The following is a 15422-nucleotide window of genomic DNA, read 5'->3' on the forward strand; positions in this document are numbered from 1 at the left end:
TACGAATCGAAAGGGATGACGAGATGGACAACGCGCAAGGCCGCCAGGACCTGACCCGGGAAATCGACGAGCGCCGTGAAAGCATCAGGGCGTACCTGCGCCGTGCGCGGCCGAAACGCAGCCTTCTGACCAACATCAGCATCATCGCAAGCGCCACGGCCGCCGCCTTGACCGCCGGTCCCGGCTTCGGCCAGGACGGCTTCAATAATGCGATAGCGAGTATCTTCTCCCTACCGGACAGCGCCGTCGTCTGGCAGGTCATCTGCGTGCTGGCCTCGATCCTTTCGCTGGCTGCTGCCATCTGCACCGGGCTGGCGAATTCCCACAACACGGCGGAGCGAATCTCCACCGCCGAATCTGCCAGCGCGCAGCTCGAGGGCTTGTTGGCGGCGCTCAAGTACGGGCAACTTCCCCTGGACGAGGCCGTGCGGCTCTACCAGGAGTACAGCTCCAAGGCAGCCTTCATCGACTAGGCGGTGCGGATGTACCGGAGGCCGGGGCGTGCTTGGGCTTGTAGCGCCGCCGCTGCCACCACAGGTAGAGCGCGCCGATCGCACCGACCACCACGGGAACGCTTAAACCGAGCGGTCCGGCCCATTCCTTGACCGCGTTGCCCACGACGTAGCCGAGCCGCACCTGCACGTCAATGGTTTCCCGGTACGTCTCGACCATGATGTTACTGCCTTCCGGTCCCGGAGCCAGCAGCCGCAGCGTCACCTCCTTCTCCCCGGCTTCGCGCGGCGTGATGTCCCAACTCCACTCGCCCACGCCTTCCGCCGGGAGCGAGATCAGTCCGCCCGCGCCGCTGGTCGCTGTGATGTCCATGCCATCTCCGGTCAGTTCAGCCCGCATAAACTCGCACAGCCGAGGTGTCCGGGTCTCCACCGGCCCATCGCCGGGCAGGCCCCGTGACGGGTCCTCGTCCGAGCCGTGAAGCGCCACGCGGATCGACCAGGACGTAGTTTCGCCCTGCTCCATTGGCGACGGCGGCCGGAACACGAGCGTGCCCTCGAAGCAGCGGTCCAGGATTTGCTGGGCGGCCTGTCCCGGAAGGGGCGGGCTGCTGCCTGCTCCCGTTTCTGTGCCTGGGACCGGGCCCTCGGAATAGGAATATGTGGTTTCGGTCGGAGGCGGCGGGACAACGACATCAGGCGACGTGCTTTGCGCAGGCGGGGGCCCGGTGGGCAGCTGCAGCGTCACGGTCTGGCTGAAGGCCGAGGAAATCCCGGACTGGTCGGTAACGGTCAGCACGATTGTGTAGGTCCCCGGCTCACCGAATACCTGTTCCCTCGCGATGCCTTGGCCGTGGGTTCCGTCCCCGAAGTCCCAGCCGTAGGAAACGATGGCCCCGTCCGGATCGAAGGAAGCGGAGGCATCGAGGAAGCAGGTCAGGTCCTCGCACGCGGCTTCGAAGAGCGCGATCGGCGGCAGCGGCGGCGGACCTTCGGTCCCGGCGTAAAGCGGGATCGGGCCGGCGCCGGGAAAAGCGGACACGGACAGCCAGGACATGGCGGCCGTGAGCACAAGCAGGACCCTGCGGAGCACACGTTGCACTCCGCCCGCCCCCGTCACGGCTGCTGCAGGGAACACGGATCCTCCGCCCGGCCCCGATTTACGGTATCCCTCCTCCTAATGTGGCCCCGGCCGGAGCAGCAGTCAACGTGCGGGGTCCGGGGACAGGGCCCCGCTGGTGTCGACGCCGAGGCCTGCCTGGTCGAGCAGCCACTGGAGCCGCTCCAGCCACCAGCCAAGTTCCCCCCTGAGGTACCTGATGTAGTTCTGCCGGGCCGTCGCGAGGTCGGCGGTGACGAGGTCCGCTAGGCGGCGGACCGCCGCGAGCAGTTCCTCTTCGGTTCCTGCCGCGCCGTCCTGCAGCGCCGCGCGGTACCCCTCGGCGAGCATGGCGAACGTGCACGCCTCCGCCACCTGGGCGTATCGCGGCATGTAAACGGTCGCTTCGTTCGGCGGCGGGGCCGGAAACGCCTGCAGGTGCCTGAAACCGCAGCAAAACCGGACTGTGGGGGCGTAGGAATCATGCAGCAATGCGGGCGATGGATCGTGGCTTCGGTCCGCGCAAAGGGCTTGGACGGACGTGAAGGCGTCTATCCGTGAAACTGCTTGCTCGGCCATCTTGAGGTCCTCTCCCGCGAAGCTGCCGTCGCAACCAGTGTGCTCGCCGGCCCGTTGCGTCCGCGTCGGCCTGCCGCTGCAATCTGCGGCTGGCAGCTACACCTGCGGATGTACGTGCCAAACCAATCCCGGGGTGGACTCGCGACCGATCCCCGCGCCGCAAAACTGATGGTGTGTTCCGGACGGAACGCGGACAGCAGCCCAAACCTTCAGCAGGAGCAAACGCATGTTCACCAAGAAGACCGACTCGGCAGCAGAGCAGGCAACCCGCAGGTCCAGGTTCGGGAAGGCGGGGGCGGCCGCGGCCGTCCTGGCCTTTGCCGCCACTGCGGTACCCATGGCTCTGGCCGGCCCGGCGCAGGCCACCGACGATCAGCACGGGGATGATCACCAGGGTTGCGAGGTGTGGGCGCTCAAGCCCGTCGTCCATTACAACGACCACGGTAAGCACGACGACTACGTGGACTATCGGGTCAAGGTCCATTGCGACGAGGGCTACGGCATCGAGCTGTACGACCAGCGCTGGGAGAAGGACCACGGCCACGACCAGTACCTGGGCGACTGGTCGAAGTACGACCACTTCGACCAGGAAGACACCAGCGTCTACCACATCAAGAAGAAGGCGCCGGACACCGAGCATGGCGACGAGGAGGTCTACCACCGCGTGACCTACAAGGTGTACTACGACGGGGACTGGACCGGCTGGCACAACTGGAAGAAGAGCCACGTCGAGTACGTCTACCAGTAGGCCCGGCACAAGACCGCGGCCGGGGCCGGAAGCCAGGGGGACTTCCGGCCCCGAACCGTCTGTGCCAGCGGCGGCACCGTCCGGCGGCACCCCGCCCAGCGGCTGTCGATCCGGCTACAGCGTGTCTTCGGAGCGGACGAGCCCGCTCTTGTAGGCGGCGGCGACGGCCTGGGCGCGGTCGGTGATGCCGAGCTTGAGGAAAATCCGGTGCATGTGGGTCTTGACCGTCGCCTCACTCAGGAACAGATGTGCGGCGATTTCGGCATTGCTGAGCCCGTGCGCTGCCACGGTCAGCACATCCCGCTCCCGCTTGGTCAGCTGCGCCAGCTCGGCCGGTCCGGGTGCCCGCACGTCCGGCCTGCGGGCGAAATCGGCCAGCAGCCCGCGGGTGACCGCCGGATCCAGCCAGCCGCCTCCCGCCGCGAGCGCGCGGATGGCGTCACTCAGCACCCCGGGAGCCGAGCTCTTCAGGATGAAACCGGAGGCGCCCGAGCGCAGGGCGGTGCGGACTGCCTCGTCGTCGCCAAACGTGGTCAGCACCAGCACGGCCGGTACCGTCTCCACCTTGTCCAGGAACGCATCCGAGCTCAGCTGTAGGGTTGCTTCCACACCGTCCATCCGGGGCATGCGGATATCCATCACGACGACGTCCGGCTGGATCCGGGCGGCCAGTTCCACCGCCTCTGCCCCGTCCTTTGCCTCTCCCGCGACGGTGATGTCCGGCTCGGCCTCCAGCAGCATCGCCAGTCCTCCCCGGACGAGCGCCTCGTCATCGGCCAGCAGGACCCGGATGACGCCGTCCTCCGGCGCAGCCATCAGGACCTGCCTCCCGCCGCACGGGCCATCCGCGGCCCCCAATGCTGCCGCCGCGGCCGGCCCGGCGTTGCCCGCCCCGCCGCGGGGAAGGTAGCGGAGACCAGGAAGCCGCCCTCCGGCGTCGTCCCCGCCTCCAGCACGCCGCCCACGGACTCCGCGCGCTGCCGCATGCCGCCGATCCCGTGGCCGGTTCCCGCCGGACGCCCGCTGCCGCCCCGGCTGCCGTAGCTCCGTACGGCCAGCCCCAGCCCCTTGTCGCTCCACGCGAGCCGGAGCTCCACCGGGCGCTGCGGGTCCGCGTACTTGACCGCGTTCGTCAGCGCCTCCTGCGCCACCCGGAACACCGCTGTCCCGGTTTCCGCCGGCAGGGCAGCCGGTTGGCCTTCCACAGCGAACTCGACCTCGCGCCCGGCCGCCCGCAACTCCTGCACCAGGCCCGGCAGCTCGCCCAGCCGCCCGGCCGCTGCCGCCGCCTCGCCCTCCGCTTCCACGGGATCCGAGGGCACCAGCAGGCCGAGCATCCGGCGCAGCTCGGAAATCGCCTGTGCGCCGAGCTCATCCACGTGCCGCAGCGCGGTCCTTGCCCGGTCCGGATCGCTCTGCAGCAACCGGCCGGCTCCCGCGGCCTGCAGCACCATCAGGCTGACCGAGTGCGCCACCACGTCGTGGAGTTCGCGGGCAATCCTGCTGCGCTCGTCCGCCGCCGCCAACTGTGCCTGGATGCGCCGCTGGCGTGCCGCGCTGCGCCCCCACCGTCCGGCCGCGAACGCCGCCACCGTCATCATCGTGCCCAGCAGCCCGCTGACCAGGACCAGCTGTCCGGCCTCCTCCGGCCGCACAAACTCCAGCTGGGCCAGGACGTTCGCCGCCACCAGCACCAAGGCCATGCCCAGCCCCGCATAGGCCGGCCGCAGCCGCGTGTGCCGGGCCACCGAATACAACGCCACGAATGGCCCGAGCATGAGGACCGTATGCGGAACCAGCAGCGCGAACCCGATGCTGGCCAGCACCGACAGCGCGAGCACCAGCAGCGGCCGCCTCCGCCGCCACAGCAGCGGCAGGTAGACGGCCAGCCCGAGCAGGGGCACCGCCCACGGGTCCAGCCAGGACGGCGCGGAGCTGAAATCCCAGGACACCGCCAGGTCCAGCCCGTACAGCAGCAACAGCCCCAGCGCCTCCAGCACCGGCGTCACGCTGGCAGGGAACCGCGGCGGGCGCATGGCCGCCTACCTGCACCGCTTGAAGAAGCACAGCAGGATCCGGTCCGGATCCGGCGGCCTGGGCCTCGTTTCCGTGTCCTCTCCGGATCCTTCGCCGGCGGCGCCGTCGCCCTCCCCTGCACCGGGCGCTTGGGCGCCGGTCACTTCGCCCTCCGTCGCCACAGGCCGGCCGGCCCCGGCCAGCTGCGATTCGGCGCCGCCCGCGTCGGCCAGCGGCGCGCGCGGGTCGAAACTGCGGACCCGCAGGCCCCGACCGTCCAGCTTCCACCGGTCCACCGGTCCCAGCACCTGGGAAACGGTCCCTTCCGGCCGCTGCGCAGGCAGCACCCTCACCGCCTCCAGCGCCGCACACACATTTCCCTCGACTCCCAGCGCGCGGTAGAACTCCGCCTCGTCGAAGTCATCAACAACGACGTCGGTGTGCACCTCGTGCACGGGAGCATGGGCCAGTTTCACCAGGGCGACGGCACCGGGGCCGTTCGGGTTGCCCAGCACATCGATCTCCCGCATCCGGATGTGTTCAACGGTGCCGGTGCCGTCCCGGGAGGGCGCAGCGACCAGCACGTCCCACCAGCGGTCTGCGTCCTCCACCCAGCCGACATCGCGGCAAACCACCATCGTCTCGCTGATCAGCACGCCCCAGGTCACATGTCCGGCCTCCGCATCGACCGCGCCTGGCCGCTGGATCGAGACGATCTGCCTGCAGACCCCTTCGCCTGTAGCCATGGGAAACACCCCTTCCCCGCTACGCCCGATTATCCCGCCGCGGTTCCGTGGCGTCCATGTGCTCGTCCAGGAACCGCAGCACCTTCGGACCGGCCGCATCGATCAAGTGCCCGCCCTCCACGATCTCGTGGACTGCCCCGGGGATCAGGTCCGCGAGGACCTCGTCAACGGCCCGGAACGGCGGCGGCGACTCGGCGCTGGAAACGATCAGCACCGGCTTGTGCAGCTGTGTCAGGATCCCTTCGTTCGGCCGGGAGGAGCCGCCCTTCAGCTCGGCCAGGATAGCCGGCGCATTGTCCAGCACCATCGTGCGCAACTCGTCGGGCAGCGCTGCCCATCCGTGGGCGCCCAGGATCTCCCGGTAGAAGCATTCGGCCCCGGCTTGCGGACCGCCGGACCCGGCGGCCAGGAGCACGTTGTCCACCAGCGCGCCTTCCCACGAGTGCGCCTCCGCCGTGAGGGTGAGGATGGCCGGCTCCAGCAGGACCAGCGCCCGGACGAACCCCGGATACCGCTCGACCAGATTGAGGGCGATCTCCCCGCCGTAGCTGCGGCCGATCACGATTGCCGGCGCCGCATGGAGTTCCTGCAACAGCGCGGCCGCATCGTCGGCATGCTCCTCCACGGAGGTCAGCTCGTACGGATCGGGCCGTTCGCTGCGCGTGCAGCCGCGCCGGTCGTAGGCGATGGTGCGCCCGCGCCCGGCGAGCTTGTCCACGGCTGAGCCCCACACTTTCGCGGAACTGCCGGTACCGTGAATGCACAGAATCGGCGTGCCCGCTCCGTGCTCCTCGTAGTACAGGGCCACGCCCTTCACACGAAGCTCACTCATGGTCCGACCCTACGCGCCGGCGGTTCGGCGGTCTACGTTAAGGCGTACGACGGCGGAACCCCGGCCGGGTGCCGGCCGTCCGCCGTCGTTGTTCCGTCCCCCAGGGCCTAAGGGCCCTGGCACGCCTTTACAGCGAGAGGGAATAGGTCCCCGCCGCCAGGACCATGGCACCGAGCACGAACACAACCGTGTTGGCCATATGGCGCTTCTTATCAGGATTCAAACGGCGCCACTTGCGGCGCAGGTTTCGATAACTCATTGCAGTTTCCCCAACTGTTCAGCACTGACCCGAAGGGAGCCGCAGCCCTGCTGGGCCGGGCACGTACTGACCCGATTTTTGGGGGATCTGGTACCACGTACGTGCCCGGCGTTTCAGGACTGAGAGCCTCCCAGTACTAGAGCGCACTGAGGCACGGATACAGGAAGAAATTACAACGTTCCCCAACGCCCCAACTTGCCCGCAGCCCGCAACGGACGAACGTTCCATTCCGCGCTGCATGCAAAAACATAACCCATCGGCGGCCGGTCTGGGAAGCGCGGCGCGGTGTGATGTTTTCCGGGTGGGACGTTGGCCACGGCCGACGCCCCTGGCGACTGCCCGGGAGATGCGGAAGACCCCCGCCAGTCTCGGAGCGGGGGTCTTCGCAACGGCACCTCAGCGGATGCAATGGGGGAACGCATCCGCCGGGCCAGGCCAGCGTCTTTGGGGGTAATTCGCGGCCGCTCGTGCCGCCCATTAGTTTGCCACTTATATTTCGATCGTCGAAATTCATTGTTACAAATCCGTGTAATGAACTCGCCGGTCGCCAGCGCCCCTGCTAAACATCGCGGTCGAGTGCCGAAGTCCTCCCGCGCCGAGGTCATGCGAAACCGGAAACCGGCCCTTCGGCTAGTAACATCGGACGGAATTCGCCCGCGATGCTTTGGAGACACGCTTGTCGTTGCCCGCCACCGACCCTGCCCCGCCCAAGCGCCCCGAGTTTCCGTACCTGGACGGCCTCCGCGGCCTCTCGGCGGTCCTCGTCGTGCTCTACCACACCTACCTCTTCACAGGCCTCAGCGGCGAGTCCCGCGCAGAGCTGCCGATGCTCAAGGAGTTCCTGGGCTGGGGCTACCTCGGTGTCCCCGTGTTCATCGTGCTCTCGGGATACGTGCTGATGCTGCCCGTCCTCTCGACGCCGGGACTGAAGTTCCGCCACGGTGTGTGGTCCTTCATCAAGCGCCGCGGCAAACGCATCCTGCCGCCCTACTACGCCGCCCTCGTCTTCTCGCTCCTGCTGATCGCACTTTTCCCGGTCCTGCAGGAAAAGGGCGGAACCCAGTGGGACTCGAAAATCCCCGTCACGTGGGGCAGCACCATCAGCCACTTCCTGATGCTGCACGATTTCAACCACCACTGGATCGGCAAGATCAACGGTCCGCTCTGGAGCGTCGCCGTCGAATGGCACATCTATTTCCTGATGCCGCTGCTGCTCCTGCCGCTGTGGCGGCGGATCCACCCCGCAATCATCGTCGGTGCCCTCACTGCAGCGAGCTTCTGGCTGCTGGCCGAGCGCGCCTTCGGCTTCGTGCATCCCTGGCTGGTGGCCCTCTTCGCCGCCGGGATGTGGGCCGCGCAGCTGACCATGCGTCAGCAAACGGTCCGGGCCGCCGGCCCCGTCTTCATTCTCCTGGCCGCCGCTACGGTCGGCTGCGCCGTGTTCAGGTCGGACATCACGCTGCCCACCCGCGGCCTGATGGAACTGATGACCGGATTGGCCGTCGCCGCCGGCCTCGTCTGGCTGGGTCGCCGGGCCGTGGCGGGGAGGATCCCCCGCGGCGCGAGGCTCCTGCAGGCGCGCCCAATGCTCTTCCTCGGGCTGATTTCCTACAGCGTCTACCTGTTCCACAGCCCCCTCCTCGGACTGGCGAACCTGCTGCTGCTGCCGCTCGACCTGAGCCTGGCCACCCACTGGGCCGTCATGACGTTCGCCGTCATGCCGGCTGTCCTCGTCCTTTGCTGGCTCTTCTTCCTGCTGGTCGAGCGGCACTTCCTCAACACGCGCCAGCGGCACACCGTTGAGGCGCATGATCCCGCCGGGCAGCCCGACACGGGCCTTGAAGACGCGCCGGCCGTTCGGAACTAGCGGGGCATGACTGCGCTCCTCGGGTTCGTATCCTCCCGCCGCCGTCAGGGGGTGAAGAGCCTGCGCACCACGTCGCCGGCGGCCAGGGCATCGAGGCCTTCGTTCAGCTCGGCGAGCGGCCGCGTGTCCGTATGCAGCAGCTCGACCGGCAGCCGCCCGGCGCGCCAGTGCTCCAGGTAGAGCGGGATGTCCCGGCCGGGCACCGCGTCGCCCATGTAGGAGCCGAGCAGCCGCTTGCCGGCTCCGGCGAACTGCAGCGCGGGCACCGTCAGTTCCTGGGACGGGTGCGGAAGGCCGACGGCGACGGCCGCCCCGCCGCGGTTAGTCACCTCGAGGCAGGCTGCGAGTACGCGGGCGGAACCGGCGGCCTCGATCGCAACATCGGCACCGTCCTCCCCCGTGGTCTGCCGGATCAGCTCCGCCGCCTCGTCCGGGACGCCCGCGTGCGTGGCCCCGGCTTCCAGCGCCAGCGGATGCTTCGCGGTGTTCGGGTCGATGGCCACCACCGCGGAGGCGCCGGCCAGCTTCGCCGCCATCACGGCCGCCAGTCCGACGGCGCCGAGCCCGAACACGGCGACCGACTGCCCGGCCTGCACCTGGGCCGTGTTGGCCACCGCGCCCATGCCGGTGAGCACGGCGCAGCCGAACATTGCCGCAACTTCGTCGGGCACGTCGTCGTCGATCACCACCACGGACTCCCGCGCCACCACGGCGTGGTCGGCGAAGGCCGAGACTCCCAGGTGGTGGTTGATCCGTTCCCCCTGCCGCGTGCGCAGCAGCGCAGGGCCGTGGAGCAGGTCTCCGCTGCCGTTGGCCTCGGCCGCTTTCGGGCACAGCGCCGGCCGCCCGGCCCGGCACAGCTTGCAGGCGCCGCAGCTCGGCACGAAGACCAGCACCACATGGTCCCCCACCTGGACATCGGCCACGCCCTCCCCGACGGCGGCCACCCGGCCCACGGCCTCGTGGCCAAGCGCCATCGGCAGCGGCCGCACCCGCACTCCGTCCACCACGGACAGGTCCGAGTGGCACAGGCTCGAGTAGCTGATGTCGACGGCGAGCTCGCCGGCCCGAGGCGCGGGTGCGTCCAGGTCCTCCAGCACCAGCGGCTTCGAGTCGGCGTAGGGCCGGGGCAGGCCGGCCGAGTAGAGGACAGACGCGCGCATGTTCAGCTCCAAGTCGTACCCGAATGCTTCCTTTCCGCATCCTGCCAGAACTCATGCACGCGCGCATTCCAAACGTCCGGAATCTCCTGGAACGGCTGGTGCGCCTCGCCCGCCATTACCTCGAACAGCGCCCCGGGGATCTCGTCCGCAACGGCCCTGCCCAGCTCCGGCCGGCTCATCGGGTCGATGCCGCCGGCCAGCACCAGCGTCGGCACCGAGATTCCGCCCAGCCGCCCGGCCGACTCGTAGCGCAGGCAGGCGTCAGCGAAGGCCAGGAAGTCCTCGGTGGCCTGCTTGTGCGGGAACGCCATGGCCCCCTCGATGAACTGCCGGACCATGCCGTTGTTGTGCGCCCGGGGCGTGTAGACCCAGACGAAGAACCCTTCCAGGAAGTCGCGCTCGTTCGGCGCCAGCTCTGCCTGCCACCGGAAGCCGCGGAACACCGCCTTCATGTATTCGTCCGCCGCGGACCAGGTGCTCTGCAGCACCAGGCTTCGCACCAGGTCGGGGTGCCGCAGCGCCAGTTCCTGGGCGATGAGGCTCCCGCCGGAGAAGCCGGCGACATGGGCCGACCCGATGCCCACCGCCCGGAGCACCTGCGCGGCGTCGTCGGCCATGGCTTCGACGGTCAGCGGTCCCGCCGGCATCGCTGTGCGGCCGGCCCCGCGGTTGTCGAACGCGGTCAAACGGTAACGGTCCGCCAGCCGGTCCAGCTGGAGCTGCCATGATTCCACGGTGTCCCCGAGTCCCCCGACCAGCAGCACGTCCGGGCCCTCGCCGACCCGCTCCGTCCAGATCTGCAACTGCCCGGCCTGCACATGCTTGCCCATCCCAACCTCCCGGTGGCTGCCGTTGCGCCGGGTCCTCTGGAGGCAGCCCGGCAAGCCGGCCCCGGATCGGCGGGGCCGCCCACTCCGAAAGCTACCCGGGCTCCCGGGCTGCCGATAGGGCAGCAAGACCCACCCTCGGACCAAGTCGCACCTGCCGGCAGACCGGTAACTGCTCAGCATGCTTATACTCCTCGGCGGACCGCCCCGGGAGGCAGCGCCCGGATTTCAAGCAGGAAATCGGGTGTCCCCGGTCCCGGAAACCAGCCCGGCCGGTACGACGCGGATGTGATTCGAGTAGCCGCCCGGAATCTTCCCGCAGCCAATACTCTGGAGCGCCGGGATCTACCCGCGCCACCGTAGATGCAGAGGCTCATCGACGAGCCACCGGCGAATTCGTAAGGCTGGGGGCGGCCATTCGAAACGCGATACGGAGAGACGGAACCTTTCCGGACCGCGATGGCCGCCGGTCGTGCGGCACAACCGCTGCTGTCCTGGGGGCAGGCAGCCGCGGCGGTGCCTTCCACCGAGCTATCCCCGTCGAATCGAGTGCGCTAGGAGCAGAAGTGTTTTCCTTGGGGGAAATCTTCGACGATATTGCCGCGTCCATTGACTGGACGGCCATCCACGAAATCTATGTAGAAGTCTCGCCGTATTTCCCGGTCGCGGTGGCCGGCACCATTGTCTGGGGCCTGTGGATCTACCGCTTCATTCTCTCCCGCCGGGCCCGACCGATCATCACGGGACACCGGGCCACAACCTCGGTCATCGTCCCGTCCTTCCACGAGGATCCGGACATCCTCATGAGCGCGCTCGAGTCCTGGCGGGCGCAGTGGCCGGACGAGATCATCATCGTGCTGGACGTCGAGGACCTGGAGGCCTACCGGCGCGTCACGGCGCTGGGCGATCCCACGGTCCAACCGATCCTTTTCCACCACGTGGGCAAGCGCTCGGCGCTCGGCGCCGGCATCAGGCTGGCGCGCTACGACCTGCTGGTCCTGACGGACTCGGACACGTGGTGGCAGCCGGGCCTGTTGGAGACGGTCCAGATGCCGTTCGAGGACCCCCTGGTGGGGGCCGTCGGGACGCACCAGAACGTCTATCAGCGGGACACCAGCCTGTGGCGGCGGATCGCCGACTGGCTGGTCAACCTGCGCTACCTGGACTACGTGCCGGCGATGGGCCGGGCCGGGGCGGTACCCTGCATCTCGGGGCGCACCGCAGTGTACCGCCGGGCGGCCGTACTGCCGGTGCTGGAGCATCTGGAGAACGAGTACTTCCTGGGCCGGCGGTGCATCTCCGGCGACGACGGCCGGCTGACCTGGCTGGTCATCGCCTCCGGCTACAAGACCGTCCACCAGTCCATGGCCCGGGCACTGTCGATGTTCCCGTCCAGCTTCCGCGCGTTCGTCAAGCAACGCATCCGCTGGAGCCGGAACTCCTACCGCTGCTACCTGACCGCCATCGGCACCGGCTGGCTCTGGCGGGTTCCGTTCATCACCAAGGTGACGGTACTGCAGATCCTGCTGACGCCGGTCACCATGGGGCTGACCCTCCTCTACCTGGTCTTCAGCAGGCTGGAGCTGACTCCGCTGGGCGTCGCCGCGGCGGCCAGCTGGCTGCTGCTCGGCCGCGCCGTCCGCGGTGTTTCGCACCTGCGCCGGCATCCCAAAGACCTGCTGATCCTGCCGATACTGGCATTCGCCGTCATCTTCGTGGCGCTGCCCATCAAGGTGTACGCGTTCGCCACGATGAACAAGCAGGGCTGGCTGACACGCCACGCGGACCAGACCGGCGGCGACGGCCAGGACGCCACCACCCTCGAGACCTCGGAGGCGGCGGCATGAGGAATCCCGCCATCATCATTTCCGCGCTGTTTCTGGTCGTCGCGGCGCTGGCGGCAGGCTTCTTCGTCGTCGGCGATTTCCTCAAGGAGAAGGACGTGGACGCCTTTGGCCGCAACGAGATCGCCAGCAACGGCAACGTCCAGGGCGAGCTCTACCCCGGCGACCCGAGGACCGAGGCCAGGCTGGTCCAGCGCGAGGACGAGCGCCTCATCTATGTCCGCACGGTCGCCTCCGCCGCCCGCTGGCGCGTCGACGGGCTCAAGGGCCCCTATCGGCTGCGCACCGACTCCACCTTTACCCTGGTGCTGCCGGCGCGGGAGACTCCCTACACCGTCGCCGACCTCCTGCAGCTCGCGCCCAAGGCCTTCGTCCGGCATCCGGGCGGCGCCTACCTGCTCTCCGAAAACATCGTGGTGCTGCCGGGCGCCAACCTCTCGCTGGCAACGGCCAAGGGGGCGAAGAGCCTGGACCTCCGGCTGGAAAGCAGCGCCGGCTCCTTTGTCTCCCTCGTGGCCCTCGGCGGGTCCGTCACCATCGCCGGCACAAAGGACGCCAAGGTCTCCATTACCAGCTGGGACAGCACCAAGGCGTCCCCGGACTTTGAAACCAGGGACGGCCGTTCCTACATCCGGCTGATCGGCGGACATGCCAAGCTCTCGCATGCCAGGGTGGCCAACCTCGGCTTCTGGAGCGGCAACACCGGCGGGCTGTCGCTGACGGGAACCAACACCATCAGCCCCTTCAAGCCGGCGGCCCCGCCGCCCAAACCAGCGCCCCAGGACGCCGCCATCGCCGGTGCACGGCTGCTCTCCGACAAGCAGCTGGAGACCCTCCACCCCGCCGACGAGGACTACAGCGTGGTCACCGCGGGAATCGACAACGCGGTCTTCGAGAACAACGCCTTCGGGCTCTTCGCCGCCAACGCGCGGGACGTCGCAGTCCAGGACACCGCCATCCGCGGGAGCCTGGTGGACGGACTGGTCCTGCACCGGTTCGTCACGAACGCGGCCATCACCAGGACCACCTCCTCGAACAACGCGGTGGACGGTTTCACGCTGGGGCGGTCCACCACCGGCGTCGTGCTGGACGGCGTCACTGCCCAAGACAACGGCCGCAACGGCGTCTCGCTGGACGGCCGCCCGCTCTCGGACGGCCCCAATGCGGTGGGCACCGCCGTCGAAATCTACGGCCGCAACCGCATCACCGGCAGCACGCTGAAGGACAACCGCCGGTACGGCGTCGAGATCAGCGGCGGCGCCCGGCTGCGGGTCGCCGGCAACACGTTCGAGAAGAACCAGGTCGGCGTCGTCGTCAACCATGCAGCCAGGGACGTCGTCATCACCGGCAACAAACTGCGGCACCAGAAGGAACACGCCATCGCCATCCGCGAGGCCGGTGCCTCCGCCGTCGTCAGCAAAAACCTCATCACCGGCGCCGACACGGGCGTCTACGTGCGCAACGCCCGGGCCGACGTCACCGCCAACAGACTGGCCGGCATCTCCAACCACGGGATCACGCTGCGCGGCCGCGTGGCCGGGACCCAGGTGGCGGGCAACACGGTCTCCGGCTACGGCTCCATCGCCATCTGGGCGGAGGAGTCCGCCGGCGGCGCCGTGGGAGAGAATAACCTGCTCGGCTGGCAGCCAGAGTATACGCTGCAGCGGGTGGCCAATTTCGTCTTCCAGCCGCTGACCTTCGTGTGGCTGGTCCTCGGCGCGCTGCTGCTGGTGACCGCCCTCTCCGGTGGCCGCAGGCGGCGGACCGGAACCATCCGCAACCCCTACGCAGAACGGGTGCCTCTGACCTCGCTGAGCAAGGGCATCCTGGCACCCGAAGAGATCGGAGAGCGGGAATGAACAGACGTCCGCTGGCCCTACTGGCCGCCCTCATGACGCTGGCGGCGATCGCCGTCGTCACCGTCTTCATCGTCAACGGTCCGCTGCGCGGGCCAAATGACGACGCCGGCGCCCTCCCGAGTGCGCCGGTCACCGGCGCGGCACCCGGGTCCGGCACCGCGACGGAAGGCAATGCATCGGGAGGGAACGCGCCCAAAGGCAGTGCGCCGCCGTCGTCCGTTCCCGCCGCCGCGGCCGGATGCCCGGAGGCCACCGTCACAGTCCGCACCGAGGCCGAACTCGAGGGTGCGCTGGAGGAACCCGAACCGGGCACGGTCATCGTGCTGTCGGACGGCGTCTACCAAGGCAACTTCACCGCGACGGGGGACGGCACGGCCGAGCAGCCCATCACCCTCTGCGGCAGTGCCAAGGCGATCCTCGACGGCGGCGACATCGAGGACGGCTACGTCTTCCACCTTGACCAGGCGGCGCACTGGGTGCTGCAGGGCTTTACCGTGCGCAACGGGCAGAAGGGCGTCATGGCGGACGAGGTCACCCACTCCGTGATCCGCGGCCTGACCGTCACCAAGACCGGCGACGAGGCCATCCACCTGCGCCGCTTCAGCACCGACAACCTGGTCATCGGCAACACCATTTCCGATACCGGGCACCGCAAAGAAAAGTTTGGCGAGGGCATCTACATCGGCACCGCCGAGAGCAACTGGTGCGACGTGAGCAACTGCGAGCCGGACCAAAGCGACCGCAACGAGATCGCGGAAAACAAAATCTCCGCGACGACATCGGAGAACGTGGACATCAAGGAAGGAACAGCCAACGGCGTGCTCCGCGACAACCATTTCGACGGCGCCGACCTCGAGGAGGCCGACTCCTGGGTCGACGTCAAAGGCAAGGGCTGGACCATCACCGGCAACACCGGCACCGACTCACCGGGTGACGGCTACCAGACGCACGAGATCCTGGACGGCTGGGGCACGGACAACGTCTTCCGCGGCAACACGGCGCAGGTCAACGGGCCCGGCTACGGGTACGCCCTGACCCCCGCCCTGAACAATGTGGTCGAATGCAGCAACCGTGCCACCGCCGCCGAAAGCGGCCTCTCCAACGAACCCTGCACCAGCTGATCCTTATCCT

15 protein-coding genes are annotated in these 15422 nt (G+C 68.6%); 6 read left to right on the forward strand and 9 right to left on the reverse strand.

The annotated features are described in order from the left end of the window. The first annotated feature begins 23 nt into the window (after positions 1-23). The gene (locus OC550_RS00505) at positions 24-473 is read left to right on the forward strand and encodes an exodeoxyribonuclease VII small subunit (RefSeq protein ID WP_262103359.1); all 450 of its coding nucleotides are present in this window, start codon (positions 24-26) and stop codon (positions 471-473) included. Here the strand turns inward: OC550_RS00505 and OC550_RS00510 are convergent. After that, positions 463-1590, reverse strand: a complete 1128-nt coding sequence (locus OC550_RS00510) for a PKD domain-containing protein (protein ID WP_262103360.1) — start codon at positions 1588-1590, stop codon at positions 463-465. The two genes, OC550_RS00505 and OC550_RS00510, sit on opposite strands and share 11 nt — an antisense overlap. 66 nt (positions 1591-1656) lie before the next feature. Further along, positions 1657-1944 carry a hypothetical protein gene (locus OC550_RS00515; protein ID WP_262103361.1) on the reverse strand — a complete coding sequence of 96 codons (288 nt, stop codon included), beginning with the start codon at positions 1942-1944 and terminating at the stop codon, positions 1657-1659. 412 nt (positions 1945-2356) lie between these two features. On the opposite strand from OC550_RS00515, the gene OC550_RS00520 reads away from it, so the two are divergent. Beyond that, positions 2357-2878, forward strand: a complete 522-nt coding sequence (locus OC550_RS00520; RefSeq protein ID WP_262103362.1) for a hypothetical protein — start codon at positions 2357-2359, stop codon at positions 2876-2878. Positions 2879-2992: 114 nt separating this feature from the next. Here OC550_RS00520 and OC550_RS00525 read toward each other — a convergent pair whose 3' ends face one another. The 5 genes from OC550_RS00525 to OC550_RS00545 all read right to left on the reverse strand — a co-directional run bounded on the left by OC550_RS00525 (position 2993) and on the right by OC550_RS00545 (position 6731). Further along, positions 2993-3694, reverse strand: a complete 702-nt coding sequence (locus OC550_RS00525; RefSeq protein ID WP_262103363.1) for a response regulator transcription factor — start codon at positions 3692-3694, stop codon at positions 2993-2995. Then, positions 3694-4914: a sensor histidine kinase gene (locus tag OC550_RS00530; protein WP_262103364.1), complete on the reverse strand. Its 1221-nt coding sequence runs from the start codon at positions 4912-4914 to the stop codon at positions 3694-3696. The genes OC550_RS00525 and OC550_RS00530 overlap by 1 nt, the downstream gene beginning before the upstream one ends. 6 nt (positions 4915-4920) lie before the next feature. Next, complete coding sequence (locus OC550_RS00535) at positions 4921-5640, reverse strand: hypothetical protein (protein ID WP_262103365.1); 720 nt, start codon at positions 5638-5640, stop codon at positions 4921-4923. A 19-nt stretch (positions 5641-5659) separates the two neighbouring features. Beyond that, positions 5660-6472 (reverse strand): alpha/beta fold hydrolase, encoded by an 813-nt coding sequence (locus tag OC550_RS00540; RefSeq protein WP_262103366.1) that lies wholly within the window; start codon positions 6470-6472, stop codon positions 5660-5662. A gap of 127 nt (positions 6473-6599) precedes the next feature. Beyond that, entirely contained in the window at positions 6600-6731 is a 132-nt protein-coding gene (locus OC550_RS00545; RefSeq protein WP_262103367.1) for a hypothetical protein, read from the reverse strand. A gap of 676 nt (positions 6732-7407) precedes the next feature. On the opposite strand from OC550_RS00545, the gene OC550_RS00550 reads away from it, so the two are divergent. Then, a complete protein-coding gene (locus tag OC550_RS00550; protein ID WP_262103368.1) occupies positions 7408-8598 on the forward strand; it encodes an acyltransferase in 1191 nt (396 codons plus the stop codon). A 44-nt stretch (positions 8599-8642) separates the two neighbouring features. On the opposite strand, the gene OC550_RS00555 is transcribed toward OC550_RS00550, so the two are convergent. Next, positions 8643-9761 (reverse strand): zinc-binding dehydrogenase, encoded by a 1119-nt coding sequence (locus OC550_RS00555; RefSeq protein ID WP_262103369.1) that lies wholly within the window; start codon positions 9759-9761, stop codon positions 8643-8645. A 2-nt stretch (positions 9762-9763) separates the two neighbouring features. Then, positions 9764-10591: an alpha/beta fold hydrolase gene (locus tag OC550_RS00560; protein ID WP_262103370.1), complete on the reverse strand. Its 828-nt coding sequence runs from the start codon at positions 10589-10591 to the stop codon at positions 9764-9766. A 563-nt stretch (positions 10592-11154) separates the two neighbouring features. Between OC550_RS00560 and OC550_RS00565 the strand changes: the two genes are divergently transcribed. Genes OC550_RS00565 through OC550_RS00575 form a run of 3 tightly spaced genes read left to right on the forward strand, consistent with a single transcriptional unit; the run spans position 11155 to position 15412 of the window. Continuing rightward, complete coding sequence (locus OC550_RS00565; RefSeq protein WP_262103371.1) at positions 11155-12435, forward strand: glycosyltransferase; 1281 nt, start codon at positions 11155-11157, stop codon at positions 12433-12435. Beyond that, positions 12432-14291, forward strand: a complete 1860-nt coding sequence (locus OC550_RS00570; RefSeq protein WP_262103372.1) for a right-handed parallel beta-helix repeat-containing protein — start codon at positions 12432-12434, stop codon at positions 14289-14291. Before OC550_RS00565 ends, OC550_RS00570 begins: the two co-directional genes overlap by 4 nt. Continuing rightward, positions 14288-15412, forward strand: a complete 1125-nt coding sequence (locus OC550_RS00575) for a right-handed parallel beta-helix repeat-containing protein (RefSeq protein ID WP_262103373.1) — start codon at positions 14288-14290, stop codon at positions 15410-15412. The genes OC550_RS00570 and OC550_RS00575 overlap by 4 nt, the downstream gene beginning before the upstream one ends. Positions 15413-15422 lie beyond the last annotated feature (10 nt).

The sequence above is a fragment of the Arthrobacter sp. Marseille-P9274 genome (genome assembly GCF_946892675.1).
GTDB lineage: Bacteria > Actinomycetota > Actinomycetes > Actinomycetales > Micrococcaceae > Crystallibacter.

What these genes read in the sequence shown, in the direction of transcription:
- OC550_RS00505 (WP_262103359.1), top strand. Translation starts at nt 24, where the DNA reads ATGGACAACGCGCAAGGCCGCCAGGACCTGACCCGGGAAATCGACGAG.
- OC550_RS00515 (WP_262103361.1), bottom strand. Translation starts at nt 1,944, where the DNA reads ATGCCGCGATACGCCCAGGTGGCGGAGGCGTGCACGTTCGCCATGCTC.
- OC550_RS00520 (WP_262103362.1), top strand. Translation starts at nt 2,357, where the DNA reads ATGTTCACCAAGAAGACCGACTCGGCAGCAGAGCAGGCAACCCGCAGG.
- OC550_RS00525 (WP_262103363.1), bottom strand. Translation starts at nt 3,694, where the DNA reads ATGGCTGCGCCGGAGGACGGCGTCATCCGGGTCCTGCTGGCCGATGAC.
- OC550_RS00530 (WP_262103364.1), bottom strand. Translation starts at nt 4,914, where the DNA reads ATGCGCCCGCCGCGGTTCCCTGCCAGCGTGACGCCGGTGCTGGAGGCG.
- OC550_RS00535 (WP_262103365.1), bottom strand. Translation starts at nt 5,640, where the DNA reads ATGGCTACAGGCGAAGGGGTCTGCAGGCAGATCGTCTCGATCCAGCGG.
- OC550_RS00540 (WP_262103366.1), bottom strand. Translation starts at nt 6,472, where the DNA reads ATGAGTGAGCTTCGTGTGAAGGGCGTGGCCCTGTACTACGAGGAGCAC.
- OC550_RS00545 (WP_262103367.1), bottom strand. Translation starts at nt 6,731, where the DNA reads ATGAGTTATCGAAACCTGCGCCGCAAGTGGCGCCGTTTGAATCCTGAT.
- OC550_RS00555 (WP_262103369.1), bottom strand. Translation starts at nt 9,761, where the DNA reads ATGCGCGCGTCTGTCCTCTACTCGGCCGGCCTGCCCCGGCCCTACGCC.
- OC550_RS00560 (WP_262103370.1), bottom strand. Translation starts at nt 10,591, where the DNA reads ATGGGCAAGCATGTGCAGGCCGGGCAGTTGCAGATCTGGACGGAGCGG.
- OC550_RS00570 (WP_262103372.1), top strand. Translation starts at nt 12,432, where the DNA reads ATGAGGAATCCCGCCATCATCATTTCCGCGCTGTTTCTGGTCGTCGCG.
- OC550_RS00575 (WP_262103373.1), top strand. Translation starts at nt 14,288, where the DNA reads ATGAACAGACGTCCGCTGGCCCTACTGGCCGCCCTCATGACGCTGGCG.